This is a genomic window from Pantoea sp. YU22, assembly GCF_003970755.1.
Lineage (GTDB): Bacteria > Pseudomonadota > Gammaproteobacteria > Enterobacterales > Enterobacteriaceae > Pantoea > Pantoea piersonii.
On the sequence record NZ_RYDU01000001.1, the window covers coordinates 138715 to 155321 of the forward strand.

The window sequence follows — 16607 nt, forward strand, 5'->3', positions numbered from 1 at the left end:
ATCGAGTGAAACACAAGTGTCTATTCTTGTCTATACAAGTGGCAAGCTATAAGCATTTGCTATGCCAGCGCGATCACAAATTAGATCGCGCGGCGGCGGTCAGAGGGCGGGGCAGAGGCGGCTGCAGATGTATATACATTTACGTGATGAGACAGTAAACTTCAGGTATTAGCGTAATAAGGAAATCAATATGGTCGAGCATTCGGCAATAGCACAGCTGGCGGCCGCGATGAGCGATGAGCCAGCCCCAATTTACCAGCGCGTGAAGCAGGCGATTATCAGCCAGATCCGCGCGGGCAGCTGGAAGGCGAACCAGCGCGTGCCGTCCGAAAGCGAACTGGTCAACGAGCTGGGCGTGAGCCGTATGACAATTAACCGCGCGCTACGCGAGCTGACCAGCGAGGGGTTTCTGGTGCGCATGCAGGGCGTCGGCACCTTCGTCGCGGAGATGAAAGGCTACACGGCGATGCTTGAAGTGCATAATATCGCGGATGAAATCACCCAGCGCGGACACCAGCATCGCTGCCAGATCCTGGCGATCGGCCAGAATAAAGCCGATCCCGAGCAGGCGGCGGTGCTTGGCTTAAGCACTGGCCAGACCATTTTTCATTCGCTGATCGTGCATTACGAAGACGACCTGCCGGTGCAGCTGGAGGATCGCCTGGTTAACCCGCTGGTGGCACCCGATTACCTGAGCCAGGATTACCACCAGCTCACGCCCTATACCTATCTGATGCAGGTTGCGCCCCTGACGGCGGGTGAGCATATCGTTGAAGCGGTGCTGCCCGATGCGCGCCAGCGTAAATATCTGTCGCTGGATGACCATGAGCCCTGTCTGCTGATCCGTCGCCAGACCTGGAGCGACACCAAAATCGTGACCTACGCCCGACTGCTCTATCCCGGCTCGCGTTATAAGCTGCTTGGCCGCTTTAAGGGACACGGCTAAGGCGCGTCAGCAGCAGCTGCGCGTCCGGCGTCGCGGGCGTCAGCTGCGTCTCCTCATCCAGCCACCATACGCCTTCAGCGGCGCATAGTGGTTCGCCGTTCTCCAGCTGCCACTCGCCCGCGGTAACCCAGGCGACGCCGTGCAGGCTGGCGGCCGTCTGAGCAATGACATCCACCTGCGCTTCCCAGCTGTCGCGCCGCGTCATAATGTTAAAGTCTTCGCTTTCACCGCGCAGCGCGGCGTGGATCGCCCATTCGCCAGGAAAGCGCCAGGGCTGAAGCGGTTTCAGCGTATGCGTGAGGGCGGGTGTGCTAAGCGCGACCGCGTCGCCGCGCAGCAGGGTAATCACCCGATCGATACCGGGAAAGCGCGAGAATGCGCCATCCTGGGAGAGGGTGGCGATGCTGGCGCGCCAGGCGAAATCTGCTTCGCCCGGCGGATAGCTGATGATTTCTCGCGTCTCGCCGCCGCCGTTGCGCCAGCGACTGACCTGAAGGTCGGCATAACAGAAGCGCGTCCTCATCGCAGCGCCGCCATTGCCTGGCGAAACGCGGCCGCACAGGACTCCTCCTCCGCGTGGCGTCCCGCTTCAACCACCGCGCGACCCGCAACCCACACGTCGCGGATCTGTTCGCGGCGTCCGGCAAAGAGCCAGCGGTTAAGCAGCGCGTCATCCCCGACGCTCTCGAGCCAGGCATCCTCCGCCAGCACCAGCCAGTCCGCGCGCTTGCCCGGCGACAGCTCGCCGAGAGCGACGCCGCACGCCTGCGCGCCGCCTTGCGCCGCGCCGCGCCACAGCAGATCGCCCACAGACGGCTGCTCCGCCGTGATAATCCGGTTGCGACGACGATCGCGCAGCCGCTGGCCATATTCGAGCCAGCGCAACTCTTCCAGCGCGCTGAGCGAGACGTGGCTGTCGGAGCCGATGCCCCAGCGTCCGCCCTGGGCGATAAAATGGGTCGCCGGGAAAATACCGTCGCCGAGGTTGGCCTCGGTGGTGGGGCAGAGCCCGGCCACCGCGCGGCTGGCAGCGAGCCGCTCGATTTCACGCGGGTCCAGATGTGTGGCGTGGATAAGACACCAGCGCGCATCCACCTCAAAGCGGTTGAACAGCCACTCTACCGGCCGCTCGCCGCTCCAGGCCAGGGAGTCGTTGACCTCTTTTTCCTGCTCAGCGATATGAATATGCACCGGCAGACTCTTATCGCTCGCCTCTAGCGCCTCGCGCATCTGCGCTTCGCTGACCGCGCGCAGCGAGTGGAAGCAGAGGCCGCGATTGAGCAGCGGCTTATCCCGCACTGCCTCCGCCAGCCGCTCCTGCTGCCGCAACCAGGCGTCGGTTTGCTGAATAAAGCGTTTCTGGCCCGGCAGCGGCGGCTGCGCGCCGAAGCCGCTGTGGCTGTAGAGCACCGGCAGCAGCGTCTGGCCGATACCGGCCCTGTCGGCGGCGAGCATCAGCTGCTGCAGCATATCGTCCTGCGCGTAGGGCGCGCCGCTGGCGTCATGATGCAGATAGTGAAACTCCGCCACCTGGGTATAGCCGCCTTTCAGCATGTCGATATAGAGATACGCGGCGATAGCGCCGACCTGCTCCGGCGTCAGACGCTGCACCATGCGATACATCAGGTCGCGCCAGGTCCAGAAGCTGTCCTGCGGGTCGCCCGCCACTTCTGCCAGCCCGGCCATTGCGCGCTGGAACGCGTGCGAATGCAGATTGGCGACAGAGGGGATCACCGCGCCAGGCAGCGGGATAGCGCCTTGCGGGTCGCTGTCGGGCGTGATGCTTTCAATGATGCCTGCGTCATTAACGCTAATGCGCACCTGATGTCGCCAGCCATCGGCCAGCAGCGCGCGTGGAGCAAAACAGGTTGCCATAGTTGATCCTCAACGGCTGTAGTTGTATATACATATACATACTTTAAAGGACGGAGTAAATCGTCCGTAGCGGAGAGAGGCGTGATGGCGGAAAGCAAAGCGATCGACAGCCTGTGGCTGGGGGCCGATCTGGTCACCATGCGCGAAGGCAGATATCACATCATTGAGGATGGCGCGCTGGCAGTGGATGGTGGCGAGCTGGTATGGGTAGGGCCGCGCACGGAGATGCCCGCCTTTACGCCGCGCCAGCAGCACCGGTTTGACGGCGGTATCCTGACGCCAGGGCTGATCGACTGCCATACCCATCTGGTGTTCGGCGGCGACCGCAGCGCAGAGTTCGAGCAGCGTCTCAACGGCGTTAGCTATGCCGAGATCGCGGCGCAGGGCGGCGGCATTCTCTCGACGGTTCGCGCCACGCGCGAAGCCAGCGAGGAGTCACTGGTGACCTCGGCGCGCTGGCGGCTCAATCGTCTGCTGGCGGAAGGAGTGACCACGGTAGAGATCAAATCGGGTTACGGGCTGGATGAGGTGAGCGAGCTGCGTATGCTGAGCGCGATACGGCGACTTGGCGAGAGCGCGCCCGTCGACGTGCTGGCGACCTGTCTGGCGGCGCACGCCTTTCCGCCGGAATTTAAGCAGGATCCCGACGGCTGGGTCGATCTGATTTGTGAGCGCATCCTGCCGCAGGTGAAAGCCAACGGGCTGGCGGACGCGGTAGACGCCTTTTGCGAACATCTGGCCTTTTCCCCGGCGCAGGTGGCGCGCGTGTTTGACAAGGCCGCCGAGCTGGGTCTGCCGGTCAAGCTGCACGCCGAGCAGCTCTCTTCGCTGGGCGGGGCGCGACTGGCGGCGAGCTACGGCGCGCTCTCCGCCGATCATCTGGAATATGCGACCGAAGAGGATGCGCGGGCGATGGGTGAACGGGGCACGGTGGCTGTGCTGCTGCCCGGCGCCTTCTATCTGCTGCGGGAAACCCAGCGGCCGCCGGTGGCGCTGTTTCGTCAGCATAAGGTGCCAATGGCGCTGGCCAGCGACGCGAATCCCGGCACCTCGCCCGCGCTGTCGCTGCGCCTGATGCTCAATATGGGCTGCACGTTGTTCGGCATGACGCCGGAAGAGGCGCTGGCAGGCGTCACGCTGTGGGGCGCGAAAGCGCTGGGGCTGCAGCAAACCCACGGCTCGCTGGAGGCGGGCAAAGTGGCAAACTTCGTCCACTGGCCGCTGGCGCGCCCGGCGGAACTGGTTTACTGGCTGGGCGGCGAGCTGCCCTGTACCGTTATCTATCGCGGAGAAGCGCAATGACACCTTTTCTCTTTACGCCGGGCAGCCTGCCGCTGCTGGTCAGTATTCCTCACGCCGGTACGCAGCTTACACCGGAGGTAGAAGCCGGGCTGAGCGAGGCGGCGCGCGGCCTGCCGGATACCGACTGGCATATTCCGCAGCTGTTCGATTTTGTACGCGACCTCGGCGCCAGCGTGCTGATCGGCCACTATTCGCGTTTTGTGATCGACCTGAATCGTCCGCCAGATAATCAGCCGCTCTACGCTACGGCCACTACCGGACTCTATCCGGACACCCTGTTTGACGGCTCGCCGACCTTTGCGCCAGGCAAAACGCCCTCAGCGGCGCAGCGCGAAGGTTATCTCAGAGATATCTGGCAGCCTTATCATCAGCAGATCCAGCAGGAGCTGGCGCGCCTGAAAGCGCTACATGGCTATGCGCTGCTGTTTGACGCCCACTCTATCGCCAGCGTGATCCCGCGCCTGTTCGAAGGACGTCTGCCCGATCTGAATATCGGCACCAACGACGGCAAAAGCTGTCGCGCCGAGGTTACGCAAGGGCTGGAGGCGGTCTGCGCGGCGCAGAGCGACTATAGCTGGGTGGTGAACGGACGCTTTAAGGGCGGCTACATTACGCGCGCCTACGGTCAGCCGGAAGAGCAGGTTCAGGCGGTGCAGCTGGAGCTGGCGCAGCTGAATTATATGGATGAGACGCCGCCGTTCGCCTGGCGGCAGGAGCGGGCTTCAGCGCTGCAGAAAGTGCTGAAGCCGCTTGTGCAAAGCTTTATCGAACGCGGCAGGCCGTCATAGCGGCTGGCGCGCCGTCTCTTTAGCGGCGGCGCGCGTCCGGACGCATCAGATCGAAACGTTCGTTTTCACTGATGCCGTAATAGGCGCTCGGCCCGCCGGCGCGCAGAATAGGTTGGGCGCGCGCCGTCTGATAAATACCTTCATCCAGCAGCGATTCGTCGATATGAATCGCAATCGCCTCGCCCAGCACCAGCCAGCTGTCGATCGGGTTGCCCTGCGCATCCTGCAGCTGAATCAGCTGGGTCAGGCGGCACTCGAAGTTTACCGGGCTCTCTGCCACCAGGCTCGCCTTCACCTGCGAGGCGACCAGCGGCGTTACGCCCGCCAGCGCAAACTCATCCTGATCCGGCGGCACCGACGCCGAACTCTCATTCATCGCCTCCGCCAGCGAGCGCGTCGCCAGGTTCCAGACGAACTCTTTGCTTTCGCTGATATTGCGCACGCTGTCTTTCCAGCCGGTGCTGGAGAAGCCAATGATCGGCGGATGGTAGTTAAAGCAGTTGAAGAAGCTGTAGGGCGCCAGGTTGCGCTGACCCGCGGCGGAAATCGAACTGATCCAGCCAATCGGACGCGGCCCGATAATGGCATTGAGCGGGTCATGCGGCAGACCGTGACCGGCGCGCGGCTGGTAGGAGTAGCGTTTATGCGTCATCTTTTATCCCGTAGCGAAGTGTTAACAATATCTTAGCGCTACAGCATCAGCTGCATCGGGAAGAAATATGTAAGCGGATTGTGCGGCTTTATTTTCCCGACGCTGCGGCGTATTGTACGCGCCTGCAAAACGGGAGACGCCATGAACAAGCCAGCCAGTAAATTATTCCACGCCCGCAACCGCCATCAGGGCGAGTACGACTTCGCCGCGCTGACCGCCACGCACCCGCCGCTGGCGGCAAAAGTGCGGCCCAACGGCTACGGCGCGCAGTCGATCGATTTTGCCGATGCGGAAGCGGTCATGCTGCTGAACCAGGCGCTGCTGAAACTTTTTTACGGCATCGAATGGCAGCTGGCCCCTGGTGCGCTCTGTCCGCCAGTACCGGGCCGCGCCGATTACCTGCACTACCTGGCCGATCTGCTGGCGCATGATAATCGCGGCGCGATCCCACAAGCGGATATTCTGGATATCGGTTGCGGCGCAAACTGCATCTATCCGCTGATTGGTCATGCGGAGTATGGCTGGCGTTTTACTGGCACCGATATCGACGAGGCGGCCCTGAAGGCGGCTAACCGCATCGTGGCGGCCAACGCCGGGCTATCGCGCGCCATTCGTCTGCGCCGTCAGAAGGATCCCCAGGCGGTACTGGCGGGCGTGGTGAATAAAAACGAGTTCTTTCACGCCGTAATATGTAATCCGCCGTTCCACGCCTCGGCGGCAGAGGCGGCGGCCGGTTCGCAGCGGAAAGTGCGCAATCTGAAGCTGGAGAGCGCGACGCCGCTCAACTTCGGCGGCCAGCACAACGAGCTATGGTGCGAAGGGGGCGAAAAAGCCTTTGTTGGCAAGATGATCGCCGAAAGCGCGGCGCTGGCGCGCCAGTGCATCTGGTTTACCTCGCTGGTGTCGCGCCGCGAGAATCTGCCCGCGCTGGAAAAACAGCTGCAGGCGCTTGATGCGACAGAGGTGCGGGTCGTGAATATGGCGCAGGGTCAGAAGCAGAGCCGCTTTCTCGCCTGGAGCTTTATGCCAGCCGCGACGCGCGCGCAGCGGCTGGCGAAATAGCCTTACTCCGGCGCCGGCAGCGCGGGCAGGGCAGTCGCGCTCGCCACGCTGTTGCCGGTCTGCATCACCTCTACCGTCTGGTGCGGCGCCTTAATCCCGGCCGCATCGAAATGTTTCTTCACCATGGTGTCCAGCGCAAAGCGCACCGTCCACTGTTTCAGCGGCTGGGTGGTAAAGGAGACGCGTACGGTAAAGGCCTGATTGGTTAACCCCACCAGTCCGGCGAAGTTCGGTTCACCAATCACCATGCCGCGGATATCCGCATTCTCCAGCAGCTCATTAACCGCCTCCTGCAGGACGCGGTTAACACGTTCGTTGTCTTCGCCGCGCTCGACGTCATAGTTGGCGACAAACGAGCCGATGCCGCGCACAAAGTTGGCGAAGGTGGTAATCGAAGACCAGGGAATGATGTGGTAGGCGCCGGTATCCTGACGAACGCCCACCGAGCGAATCGACATCCGTTCTACCGTGCCGGTAATGGCGCCGATAGTCACCAGATCGCCGGTATTCATACCGTTCTCAAACTGAATAAAGATGCCGGTAATAATATCCTTGACCAGCGTTTGCGAGCCGAAGGAGACCGCCAGGCCGAGCGCGCCCGCGCCTGCCAGCAGCGGCGCGATATTAACGCCGATTTCAGACAGCAAAATCATAATGGTAATAGTGCTGATCACCACCGCCAGCGCGTTGCGGAACAGCGTCAGCAGGGTGCGGGTGCGGGCGCTCGGCATCGGACGGCCGTGAGAATCAGAAGCCAGTCGGCTCTCAATCAGGCTTGCCAGCACCGTCCAGCCGACAGCGGAGAGCAGCAGGATCATTACGATGCGGATCAGCACGTCCACCATTTTTTCACCCGCCCCGACCGTGAGCCAGTGCCAGAGATCGAACAGGTTCCAGGCGTTGAGCAGCAGCAGCAGCGTGGCGAACACGGTAATAATGCGCGCCAGCTTCAGCAGCGCCTTCACCCAGTCGTTGACGCGCTTTTGCAGCGCCGGATAGTTACGGCGCAGATCGGGCGAAAGCGTAATGGTTTTGCCTATCCAGCGCGTCAGAATGCCGGAAACAAAGGCGGCGATGCCGATAATTGCCAGCGTGCGCACCGACGCCGACATCATAAATTTCAGGCTGTCGCCAGGATTGAAAATAGAGAGCAGAAACAGCGCGATAAAGTAGGCGCTCGCCAGCCAGTGCCACACCAGCGCGAAGGCGCGAATAAAAAAGGCGAAAAACGCCATGCTGCGATCCGACAGCGCCTGAAGGGCAAAATGAATGGAGCGGCGGTTGGAAAAGATGAGGAAGAGCGCCCAGCCGGTCATGATGCCCATAATGAGCACGTTAACCACGGCCGCGACCTGCATGTTAACCTGATTAGAGACAATCGGCACGATCACCAGCAGTCCGTAGCCAATCAGGCCGGAGAGCCAGCTCAGACGCGTGTTCCAGTAGCGGGCGCGCCCGTCGCTGAGGTGAAAGAAGCGCAGGTCGCTGAAGGCGGGGCAAAATATCAGACGCAGCACCGCCTTGAAAAATTCAATCAGCGCGAAGGCGTTCAGGAACAGCCCTTGCTGATAGGCGATAGTACGGCTGTCGCCGTGGTAATTGTCGCTGATGATTTGACCGATAAACAGCGTCAGCGCCAGCATCAGCAAATCAATGATAAATGCGCCGATAATCGCCACCGGCAGCTGTATCCAGTTACGCTGCTCGCGGTTCTTCGCCCGTCCCCAGTGCCCCATACGGCGATAAAGCGGCGCAATAAGACGGCGCAGCAGCCAGTAAAGCGCAAACAGCACCGCAGCCAGCACCACGAAATGTCGCAGCGCATTGAAGAAGGTGTCTGGGTTGAACGCCTTGTGCGGCGCATAGGCGATATTGTCATGCAGGCGGGCGAACTTTTGCGCCACGTCGCCGCCAAATTCGCGGGTGACATCCGTTACGCCCTGCAGGACGGTTTTCTCCTCCTCCTTTTCGGTCGGCGGCGTCAGCGCAGGCGTATTATCCTTTGCCGTCGCGGTGGAGGCGCCGCGCAGCTGATCAATCAGTTCCTTACGTGCCTGGTCATCTTCCAGAATATTCGCCAGCGCGGCGTAAGCGGCTTTTTTCTCGTCAAGCGTCGGCTCTTTTTGCGCGCCGCTGGCGGAGCCAGTCGACTGCTGCGCCGCGACGGCCGCCTGAGGCAGCGTCACCGCCTGCGCGGCGGGCAGCACAAAACAGCAGAGCAGTAACAGCGCGATCCCTTGTCGCAACAGGCGACAACATATGTGGGCTGACGACATGGCTTTCTCCTTAGCAACCTCTGGCTCACAGGTGGAAAAGTATAGTCAGGCGCAGGGAGTGAAAGTTCTGAAAGGCACTTATCGTCCGGTTAGTGAAACGCGGGTGGTAAAAAGGGGGCTGGCAGAGGAAAAGAGCGAAGCGTCTTGCGAAATGCTGGAAGCGTTTTTGTACCGCCCGGCGCGTTGGCCTCGAGGCGGGCGCACCTCAGGGAAGAGGTGCGTATCCGCGCTGCACGCGGTGGGCCGACGCGTGTCGGCCCGGCAAATCAGGAAACGTGCTGCAGGAACTCGCGCAGGCGATCGCTTGGTGGCTGGGTGATCAGCGTATCGGGATCGCCATCTTCCGCTATGGTGCCTTTGTCGATAAAGATCAGGCGCGACGCGACTTTTTGCGCGAAACCGACTTCATGCGTCACGATTACCATCGTCATGCCTTCTTCCGCCAGATCCTGCATCACCTTCAACACCTCGTGGCGCAGCTCGGGGTCCAGCGCAGAGGTTGGCTCATCGAACAGCATCAGCTTGGGCTTCACCGCCAGCGCGCGGGCGATGGCGACGCGCTGCTGCTGGCCGCCGGAGAGTTCGGAAGGAAAGTGGTGCGCGCGCTCGGCCAGGCCAACCTTCGCCAGCAGCTCGCGCGCCAGCTTATGCGCATCCTGTTTCTTTGCGCCGCGTACGCGGATCGGACCGAACGCGACGTTATCCAGCGCGCTCATCTGTGGGAAGAGATGGAACTGCTGGAATACCATGCCCGCTTCCTGGCGGATCAGACGCTCATCCACTTTGGGATCGTTCACCTTCAGGCCGTCGACGATCAGATCGCCGCTGGTGATCTCTTCCAGCTTGTTAATGCAGCGCAGCAGCGTCGATTTGCCTGAGCCGGAGGGGCCGATAATCACCACAACTTCGCCCTGGTTAATCTTCAGGTTGATATCGTGCAGCACCTGGGTTTGGCCGAAATGCTTCGAGACGTTTTTAAATTCAATCACAGGATTTTCACCCTTTTCTCAATACGGCGCAGCACAAAGCTCAACACCAGGGTAATCACGAGGTAGATAATCGCTACGGCGCTCCAGATCTCCAGCGCGCGGAAGTTGCCGGCAATGATTTCCTGGCCCTGACGCGTCAGTTCCGCCACACCGATAACGATAAACAGCGAGGTATCTTTAATGCTGACGATCCACTGGTTGCCGAGCGGCGGCAGCATACGACGCAGCGCCAGCGGCATAATGACATAGCGCAGGGTTTCACGACGTGACAGACCCAGCGCCAGGCCCGCTTCGCGGAAGCCTTTGTTAATTGACAGCACCGCGCCGCGCGTGATCTCAGCGATATAGGCGCCGGAGTTGATCATGATGGTCACCACCGCAGCGGTGAACGGATCGATGCGCAGATCGGGGAAGGCCATCGGCAGGGCGAAGTAGATAAACATCACCTGCACCACGATAGGGGTGCCGCGAATGATCTCAATAAAGACCAGCGCGAGATTATTGGCGATCCAGCCGCCGTAGGCGCGGGCGAAGCCGGCGACCAGACCGATAATCAGTCCGCCGACCAGGCCGAGAACCGAGATCAGCAGGGTCATTTTCGCGCCTTCAATCAGCACCGGCATAGCGGGCCAGATGACGCTCCAGTCAAACTCCATGGTGTGACTCCAGTTTTGTTGCGATGGAAAAAAGCAGGGAACGCGTCCCTGCTCAAAATAAAATCAAAAAATTATTATTTAGGTTCGCTGCCGAACCATTTTTTGTAGATCTGGTTATAGGTGCCGTTCTCTTTCAGGGTCTTCAACGCGCCGTTTACTTTCTCACGCAGTTCGTCGCTGCCTTTCGGGAACGCGACGCCATACTGCTGCGCTTCGATAGATTCGCCTACCGCTTTGAAGCGGCCTTTGCCAGCGGTGTGGATAAAGTAAAGGATGTTCGGCGTGTCGTGCAGCACTGCATCGGCACGGTTGGTGCCCAGTTCCATATAAGCGTTGTCGATATTCGGGAACTGACGCAGGTCTTTAGATTTGATATGTGCCTTAGCGTAATCCACAGAACCGGTGCCGCTCTTCACCGCGACCACTTTGCCGTTCAGATCGTCGATACCTTTAATATCGTTCTCATTGTTGCGCACCATCACCAGCAGGCCGCTTTTGTAGTAGCCGTCAGAAAACTCGATGGCTTTTTTACGCTCGTCGGTGATGGTAATGCCCGCCAGCGCCAGGTCGATATTGCGCGTCTGCAGCGCCGGGATAATGCCGCTGAAGTCCATCGGCTTCAGGGTATAGTCCAGCTTCAGCTCTTTAGCGATGGCGTCCCACAGATCGACGTCGAAGCCGACATACTTATCGCCCTGCTTGAACTCAAAGGGAACGAAAGCGGTATCGGTGGCGACGATCAGTTTTTTTTCTGCTGCGGTGGAAGAGAGTGAGAAGGCCAGCGCCAGCGCGGCCACAGAGACTTTAAACAGTGACTTCATCATTTTTCCTTATTACTTCCCGGCCCGAAAGCGGCGTTTACGGCTTACCATATGAAAAAAGTATGCCAACTTTTCATTTTTACCACAATCAATAGGTTAAACCTGAAAGCTGACACGATTTTGCAACGGTAAAAACTTTTGCACCAAAATGAAGCACCAAAAAGGTGCACAGGGAGATTTTGGTGCAATCGCACCTTTGCATGCGGTATTAAGCGTGGGAAGAAGAGGCGTTCAGAAATGTTATGAAGGTCAAAAAATAGTAATTTTCCTGTTAAGCAGGCACAAAAAAGGCGGGTCTCCCCGCCTGATAATGCTTTACGTTGTTATTCGATGTTGGATTCGATAAACCACAGGAATTTATCCAGATCGCGGGATGCCGCGGTAAAGATATCTGCGGTGTCTTCATCTTTAACTTCTGAAATCGCTTTACGCGTATCGTTCGCGACGATGGCGTAACGGTCAGCCAGCGCTTTCAGGTGATCCTGTACGCTGTGAATATTGAGCGGATAGCTCTGCAGCGGCGTTCTGTCGTTAACGACCTGCGTGGTGCCCAGCGCCACGCCGCCTAACTGCACGACACGTTCAGCAATGGTGTCCTGGTGATCGGTAATAGTGGTACGGAAACCGTCCAGCATCTCATGCACGCCGATAAAGTTTGAGCCGCGCATATTCCAGTGCGCCTGCTTGGTAATCAGCGACAGATCGATAAATTCCACCACCAGACGGTTGAGCACCTCAATGGTGGCTTTTTTCTCGTCGTCAGCCACATCATTACGGGTGTAAAGCAGATCGGAAGCGTTCGTTTTAACCAGTTTTGCGGTACTCATCGTATGAATCCTCTCTTTGATGGGTTGTCCTAATCAAGCACGGGAATAAGTATAGCAGCGCTTTGCGTGTTTGCAGGATTGAGTTTAGCGATGGCTGAAATAGATGGCATTTACGGATAAAGTTTACGCGGTAATTATCTGCAAAAAGAGTAACAGCGACAGATGCTTTATTTTTACTGCTGTAATATCAGACAATTGGGGCGATGAGGCGCATGGCTTTATACAGTATGTTTCAGAATGATAATAAGAGTGTGTATCGTTGGTTAAAATAAAGCCATCTTCAACTTCCGAATATTATTCGCCTGCGTTATGCGCAGGCGTAATAAGTTATGGCTGTGGCGGTGTGGTTATTTTAACCTTTTTTAGCTGGGAATTTCTGGGCTTAAGCGTCAGCGTCGCGCCAGCTGACGCCAGAATTATCGCCAGCAGACCAAGGCTCTGCTTCAGGGAGAGCGTTTCGCCCAGGAATAAAATTCCCGACAGGGCCGCGACGGCAGGTTCAAGGCTCATCAGCGTACCGAAAATACGTGCCGGCAGACGCGTCAGGGCGACCATTTCCAGCGAGTAAGGAATGGCGCTGGAGAGCAGGGCGACTAAAAGCGCGACAGGGATAACGCTCCAGTGCCAGATGCCGGGTTCAGCGAACGTTAATCCCAGCGGCACAAAGATAACTGAAGCGATTAAGGAGCCCATCGCAACGGTAGCCGGGCCATGTTCCGCCCCGGCGCGCGGTCCCGCCAGAATATATAATGCCCAGCAGGCGCCTGCGCCTACCGCCAGCGCGGCACCCAGCGGATCGATGGTTTTCATACTGTCGCCGAACGGCAGCAGAAACCAGAGACCGGCGACCGCCAGCACGACCCAGACAAAATCGAGCAGACGGCGCGTGCCGAGCAGCGCCAGCGTGAGCGGACCGGTAAATTCCAGCGCCACCGCGACGCCGAGCGGCACGGTACGCAGCGACAGATAAAACAGGAAGTTCATACAGCCCAGCGCCAGCCCGTAGAGCAGCAACGGCAGGCGCTGTTCACGCGTGAAGCGCAGCCGCCAGGGTTTGAAGATAACGCAGAGCATCAGGGTGCCAAGCCCAAGACGCAGCGCGGTGATGCCAGTGGCGCCAACCGCGGGGAAAAGAGATTTCGCTAACGACGCGCCGCCCTGCAGCGACAGCATCGCAATCAGCAGCACAGCAACCGAAACGGCTGGCGCAGAGCTTTTACCTGACAAAGAGAGAGACATCCTGTAAACGCGTCCTTGATGATTAACACAGAGGTAACAAGACGTTCAGTTTAATCGAAACAGGGGTAAATGCAGAGGAGACAATCAGGAAAATGCTGAGGCTACTGCGCGAAATTTAACCCATTCCAGGGCCAGTTCCGTAAAGAAATGTCAGGTTTTTTTAGGAATTAACTTAAAGGACAATTTTTCTTCCAGGAAATTCATTGCAGTTTAATGACGATTTTTTCAAGCAAAATGAATAGCATAGGAAGCTTCATTAACTTTCTGTTACACCAAACATTCTGTTAGACAATAATTTGCGGGCAGAGTTTCTTGCTGAGTTTTGTTATATTTTCAGCGTTGTCAGGAGAGAAGTATTATCACATTTGAGGTGGTTATGAAAAAAATTGCATGTCTTTCAGCACTGGCTTGTGTTCTGGCAGTTTCTGCGGGTTCCGCAATGGCGCAGAGCACAGTCACCGGCGGTTACGCTCAGTCCGACTATCAGGGCGTGGCTAACAAAGCGAACGGTTTCAACCTGAAATACCGTTATGAAGACGGCTCTAACCCGCTGGGTTGGATCGGTTCTTTCACTTACACCGAAAAAGATCGTACTGATGCTGGCGTGTACAGCAAAGGCCAGTACTACGGTTTCACCGCTGGTCCTGCTTACCGTCTGAACGACTGGGCGAGCATCTATGGCGTGGTTGGTATCGGCTACGGCAAATTCCAGCAGAACGACACTGTTGTCCGTGATAAAGGCGACTCCAGCGACGTGGGCTTCTCTTACGGTGCCGGCCTGCAGTTCAACCCGTACCAGGACTTCGCTATTGACGTAGGTTACGAGCAGAGCCGTATCCGTAGCGTCGATGTTGGCACCTGGATTGCTGGCGTAGGTTACAGCTTCTAAGTTTTGCTTAGACCAGTTGCAGAAAAAACGGCCCTTCGCGGCCGTTTTTTTTATCTCTTTTTTAGCTGAACGACTACGGGGTGGCGGAGCGTTAAAGCGGAGAAAAAGATGAGCGAGCAGCCTTGGCAAAAGCAGAGGCTGCCTGAGAGAAGATGCGCGTTAGCCGCGCCAGATTAAATTCGGGCAGTCGCGATCGTTGCGTTTCGTGCCCAGCAGCTTTTCAACCAGCATCAGGCGAAGTGAAAACGGGGAGCGGCTCAGCAGGCAAAGCCAGGCCTTCAGCGATGAAGATGAAGCCGGTTGCGCTGTCTGGAAGCATTTGCCGCAGTCAAGGCAGCATTTCATGGTGCTCATATCGACCTCCCAATCAGTAACGTCGTAACAGCAGGCAAAGTCCGGCGACAAACAAGAGAAACAGCAGTAATAACAGATAAGGATCCTGCACGATCGTCTCTCCATTGTCAGCGCGTTTGCCTACAATATCGACAAATATAGCACTGGCTATACCCTGTAGCCAATGCTATTTACGAAAAATTTGAGCTTCTTTGTGCCTGGTTTACAATGAGCGCAGCAAATCCGTCTCGCTACGCGAGCGCGGAGCATAATAAAGAGGAAGCTGAATGAGTCGTCGTGCCAAAACTGGGGTGTCCGCTCCGCAAGGACCCCTGAAAGATATCGAAGAGCATGTCGAAGGATTTCGACAGGTACGCGAAGCCCATCGTCGCGAACTGATCGATGACTACGTTGAGTTGATCTCAGATTTGATTGGTGAATTCGGCGAGGCGCGCCAGGTTGATATGGCGGCGCGACTGGGCGTCTCGCAGCCCACCGTGGCCAAAATGTTGAAACGACTCAGCAGCGCCGGGCTGGTCGAACAGGTTCCTTACCGCGGCGTCTTCCTGACCGGGGAAGGGGAAAAGCTGGCGGCAGAGAGCCGCGCACGCCATCATATCGTCGAAACTTTCCTGCTCGCGCTGGGTATCAGCCCGGAAACCGCGCGTCGTGACTCCGAAGGCATCGAACATCACGTTAGCGATGAAACACTGGCCGTCTTCCAGAAATTTTACGAAAGCCGTCATTAATCACCGGGCCCGCTAACATGTTAACCGTGCTGCGCACTTTTTTGCATGATCGTATTCTGCATCTGTTGTTAGCGCTTGGCGCGGTACTGCTTCTGCTGGCGAATTTCCGCTGGGCGGATCTGCCTGGTGCGGTTGACTGGCATACTATCGTTACGCTGAGCGGCCTGCTGTTGTTAACCAAAGGACTGGAAGTAAGCGGCTATTTTGACGTCCTGGGCGCGCGGCTGATCGGCCGCTTCCGACATGAACGCGCGCTGGCGCTGTTTATGGTGCTGGCCGCTGCGCTGCTCTCAACCTTCCTGACTAACGATGTGGCGCTGTTTATTCTGGTGCCGCTCACCCTGACGCTGCGCAAATATTCACGTCTGCCTTTGTCCAGGCTGATCATCTTTGAAGCGCTGGCCGTTAATGCGGGCTCGTTGTTGACGCCGGTAGGTAATCCGCAAAATATCCTGCTGTGGAGTCACGGCCAGCTCAGCGTGGCGGGATTTATCGCGCAAATGACGCCGCTGGCGGTCTGGCTGCTGGTGACGCTGCTGGCGCTGACGTGGTTCAGCTTTAAGCCGCGCGCCATTGAGAAGCATGGCGATGACGAGAGCCGCGAGTGGCAGAAGCCGCTGTTTGCCGTCAGCGTCCTGCTCTATCTTCTGTTTGTCGCCGCGCTTGAGTGGCAGATGACCGGCTGGGCGCTACTGCTCATCATTGGCTGTTATTTGCTGATGGCGCGCAGAGTGCTGATCGCCATCGACTGGAGCCTGCTGGCGGTCTTTATCGCGATGTTTATCGACGTCTACCTGCTGACGCACCTGCCGATTGTGCAGCAGCATTTCGATGCCGTATCACGCTTCAGCGATTGCGCCATATATCTGCTGGCCATCGGTCTGTCGCAGATAATCAGCAACGTGCCCGCTACTATTTTGCTGCTGCAGAAAATCCCGCCTTCCGACGTTTTCGCCTGGGCAGTGAATATCGGCGGATTTGGTTTGCTGCCAGGGTCGCTGGCTAATCTGATTGCGCTGCGCATGGCGAAAGATCGTCGCGTCTGGTGGCAGTTTCACCTCTTCTCTCTGCCGATGCTGGCCTGGTCGATGCTCAGCGGCTGGCTGCTGCTGCGCCTGTTGCATTAGCTTCCGCTGCGCTTAAAAAAATGTTGCAGGTTGTGCCTCTTTTGTCTGGAAAAGTCAAGAAACGCTGGAAAATGTC

Annotated in this window: 17 protein-coding genes; 7 read left to right on the forward strand and 10 right to left on the reverse strand. The window is 58.1% G+C overall.

Annotated features, from left to right (window positions below):
* Positions 1 to 190 precede the first annotated feature (190 nt).
* The gene (gene hutC / locus EKL29_RS00685; protein WP_120451649.1) at positions 191 to 946 is read left to right on the forward strand and encodes a histidine utilization repressor; all 756 of its coding nucleotides are present in this window, start codon (positions 191 to 193) and stop codon (positions 944 to 946) included.
* Here the strand turns inward: hutC and EKL29_RS00690 are convergent.
* Both EKL29_RS00690 and EKL29_RS00695 read right to left on the reverse strand, forming a co-directional pair.
* Entirely contained in the window at positions 930 to 1469 is a 540-nt protein-coding gene (locus EKL29_RS00690) for a HutD family protein (RefSeq protein ID WP_126688594.1), read from the reverse strand. The genes hutC and EKL29_RS00690 overlap by 17 nt on opposite strands.
* Positions 1466 to 2821 (reverse strand): formimidoylglutamate deiminase, encoded by a 1356-nt coding sequence (locus tag EKL29_RS00695; RefSeq protein ID WP_126688595.1) that lies wholly within the window; start codon positions 2819 to 2821, stop codon positions 1466 to 1468. The genes EKL29_RS00690 and EKL29_RS00695 overlap by 4 nt, the downstream gene beginning before the upstream one ends.
* A gap of 84 nt (positions 2822 to 2905) precedes the next feature.
* On the opposite strand from EKL29_RS00695, the gene hutI reads away from it, so the two are divergent.
* Together hutI and hutG are read left to right on the forward strand one after the other, a co-directional pair.
* Positions 2906 to 4123, forward strand: a complete 1218-nt coding sequence (gene hutI / locus EKL29_RS00700) for an imidazolonepropionase (RefSeq protein ID WP_126688596.1) — start codon at positions 2906 to 2908, stop codon at positions 4121 to 4123.
* Complete coding sequence (gene hutG / locus EKL29_RS00705; protein WP_126688597.1) at positions 4120 to 4911, forward strand: N-formylglutamate deformylase; 792 nt, start codon at positions 4120 to 4122, stop codon at positions 4909 to 4911. The genes hutI and hutG overlap by 4 nt, the downstream gene beginning before the upstream one ends.
* Positions 4912 to 4930: 19 nt before the next feature.
* On the opposite strand, the gene EKL29_RS00710 is transcribed toward hutG, so the two are convergent.
* Complete coding sequence (locus EKL29_RS00710) at positions 4931 to 5563, reverse strand: flavin reductase family protein (protein ID WP_126688598.1); 633 nt, start codon at positions 5561 to 5563, stop codon at positions 4931 to 4933.
* A gap of 141 nt (positions 5564 to 5704) precedes the next feature.
* On the opposite strand from EKL29_RS00710, the gene rlmF reads away from it, so the two are divergent.
* Positions 5705 to 6625, forward strand: coding sequence for a 23S rRNA (adenine(1618)-N(6))-methyltransferase RlmF (gene rlmF / locus EKL29_RS00715; RefSeq protein WP_126688599.1), 921 nt, complete (start codon positions 5705 to 5707; stop codon positions 6623 to 6625).
* A gap of 2 nt (positions 6626 to 6627) precedes the next feature.
* On the opposite strand, the gene ybiO is transcribed toward rlmF, so the two are convergent.
* From ybiO to rhtA, 6 genes are all read right to left on the reverse strand, one after another.
* Entirely contained in the window at positions 6628 to 8901 is a 2274-nt protein-coding gene (ybiO, locus tag EKL29_RS00720; protein ID WP_126688600.1) for a mechanosensitive channel protein, read from the reverse strand.
* Positions 8902 to 9167: 266 nt separating this feature from the next.
* Complete coding sequence (gene glnQ / locus EKL29_RS00725) at positions 9168 to 9890, reverse strand: glutamine ABC transporter ATP-binding protein GlnQ (RefSeq protein ID WP_120451666.1); 723 nt, start codon at positions 9888 to 9890, stop codon at positions 9168 to 9170.
* Positions 9887 to 10546: a glutamine ABC transporter permease GlnP gene (gene glnP / locus EKL29_RS00730; protein WP_120451667.1), complete on the reverse strand. Its 660-nt coding sequence runs from the start codon at positions 10544 to 10546 to the stop codon at positions 9887 to 9889. The genes glnQ and glnP overlap by 4 nt, the downstream gene beginning before the upstream one ends.
* A 74-nt stretch (positions 10547 to 10620) precedes the next feature.
* Entirely contained in the window at positions 10621 to 11367 is a 747-nt protein-coding gene (gene glnH, locus EKL29_RS00735) for a glutamine ABC transporter substrate-binding protein GlnH (RefSeq protein ID WP_126688958.1), read from the reverse strand.
* Between the two features lie 323 nt (positions 11368 to 11690).
* On the reverse strand, positions 11691 to 12194 hold the full coding sequence (gene dps, locus EKL29_RS00740; RefSeq protein WP_033751449.1) for a DNA starvation/stationary phase protection protein Dps: 504 nt from the start codon (positions 12192 to 12194) through the stop codon (positions 11691 to 11693).
* A gap of 327 nt (positions 12195 to 12521) precedes the next feature.
* Positions 12522 to 13433 carry a threonine/homoserine exporter RhtA gene (gene rhtA, locus EKL29_RS00745; RefSeq protein ID WP_126688601.1) on the reverse strand — a complete coding sequence of 304 codons (912 nt, stop codon included), beginning with the start codon at positions 13431 to 13433 and terminating at the stop codon, positions 12522 to 12524.
* Between the two features lie 376 nt (positions 13434 to 13809).
* Between rhtA and ompX the strand changes: the two genes are divergently transcribed.
* A complete protein-coding gene (gene ompX / locus EKL29_RS00750) occupies positions 13810 to 14322 on the forward strand; it encodes an outer membrane protein OmpX (RefSeq protein WP_120451674.1) in 513 nt (170 codons plus the stop codon).
* A gap of 159 nt (positions 14323 to 14481) precedes the next feature.
* On the opposite strand, the gene EKL29_RS00755 is transcribed toward ompX, so the two are convergent.
* Positions 14482 to 14676, reverse strand: coding sequence for a hypothetical protein (locus tag EKL29_RS00755; protein ID WP_120452843.1), 195 nt, complete (start codon positions 14674 to 14676; stop codon positions 14482 to 14484).
* A gap of 266 nt (positions 14677 to 14942) precedes the next feature.
* Between EKL29_RS00755 and mntR the strand changes: the two genes are divergently transcribed.
* Positions 14943 to 15404, forward strand: coding sequence for a manganese-binding transcriptional regulator MntR (gene mntR / locus EKL29_RS00760; protein WP_120451675.1), 462 nt, complete (start codon positions 14943 to 14945; stop codon positions 15402 to 15404).
* Positions 15405 to 15421: 17 nt separating this feature from the next.
* Complete coding sequence (locus EKL29_RS00765; RefSeq protein WP_126688602.1) at positions 15422 to 16531, forward strand: SLC13 family permease; 1110 nt, start codon at positions 15422 to 15424, stop codon at positions 16529 to 16531.
* Positions 16532 to 16607 lie beyond the last annotated feature (76 nt).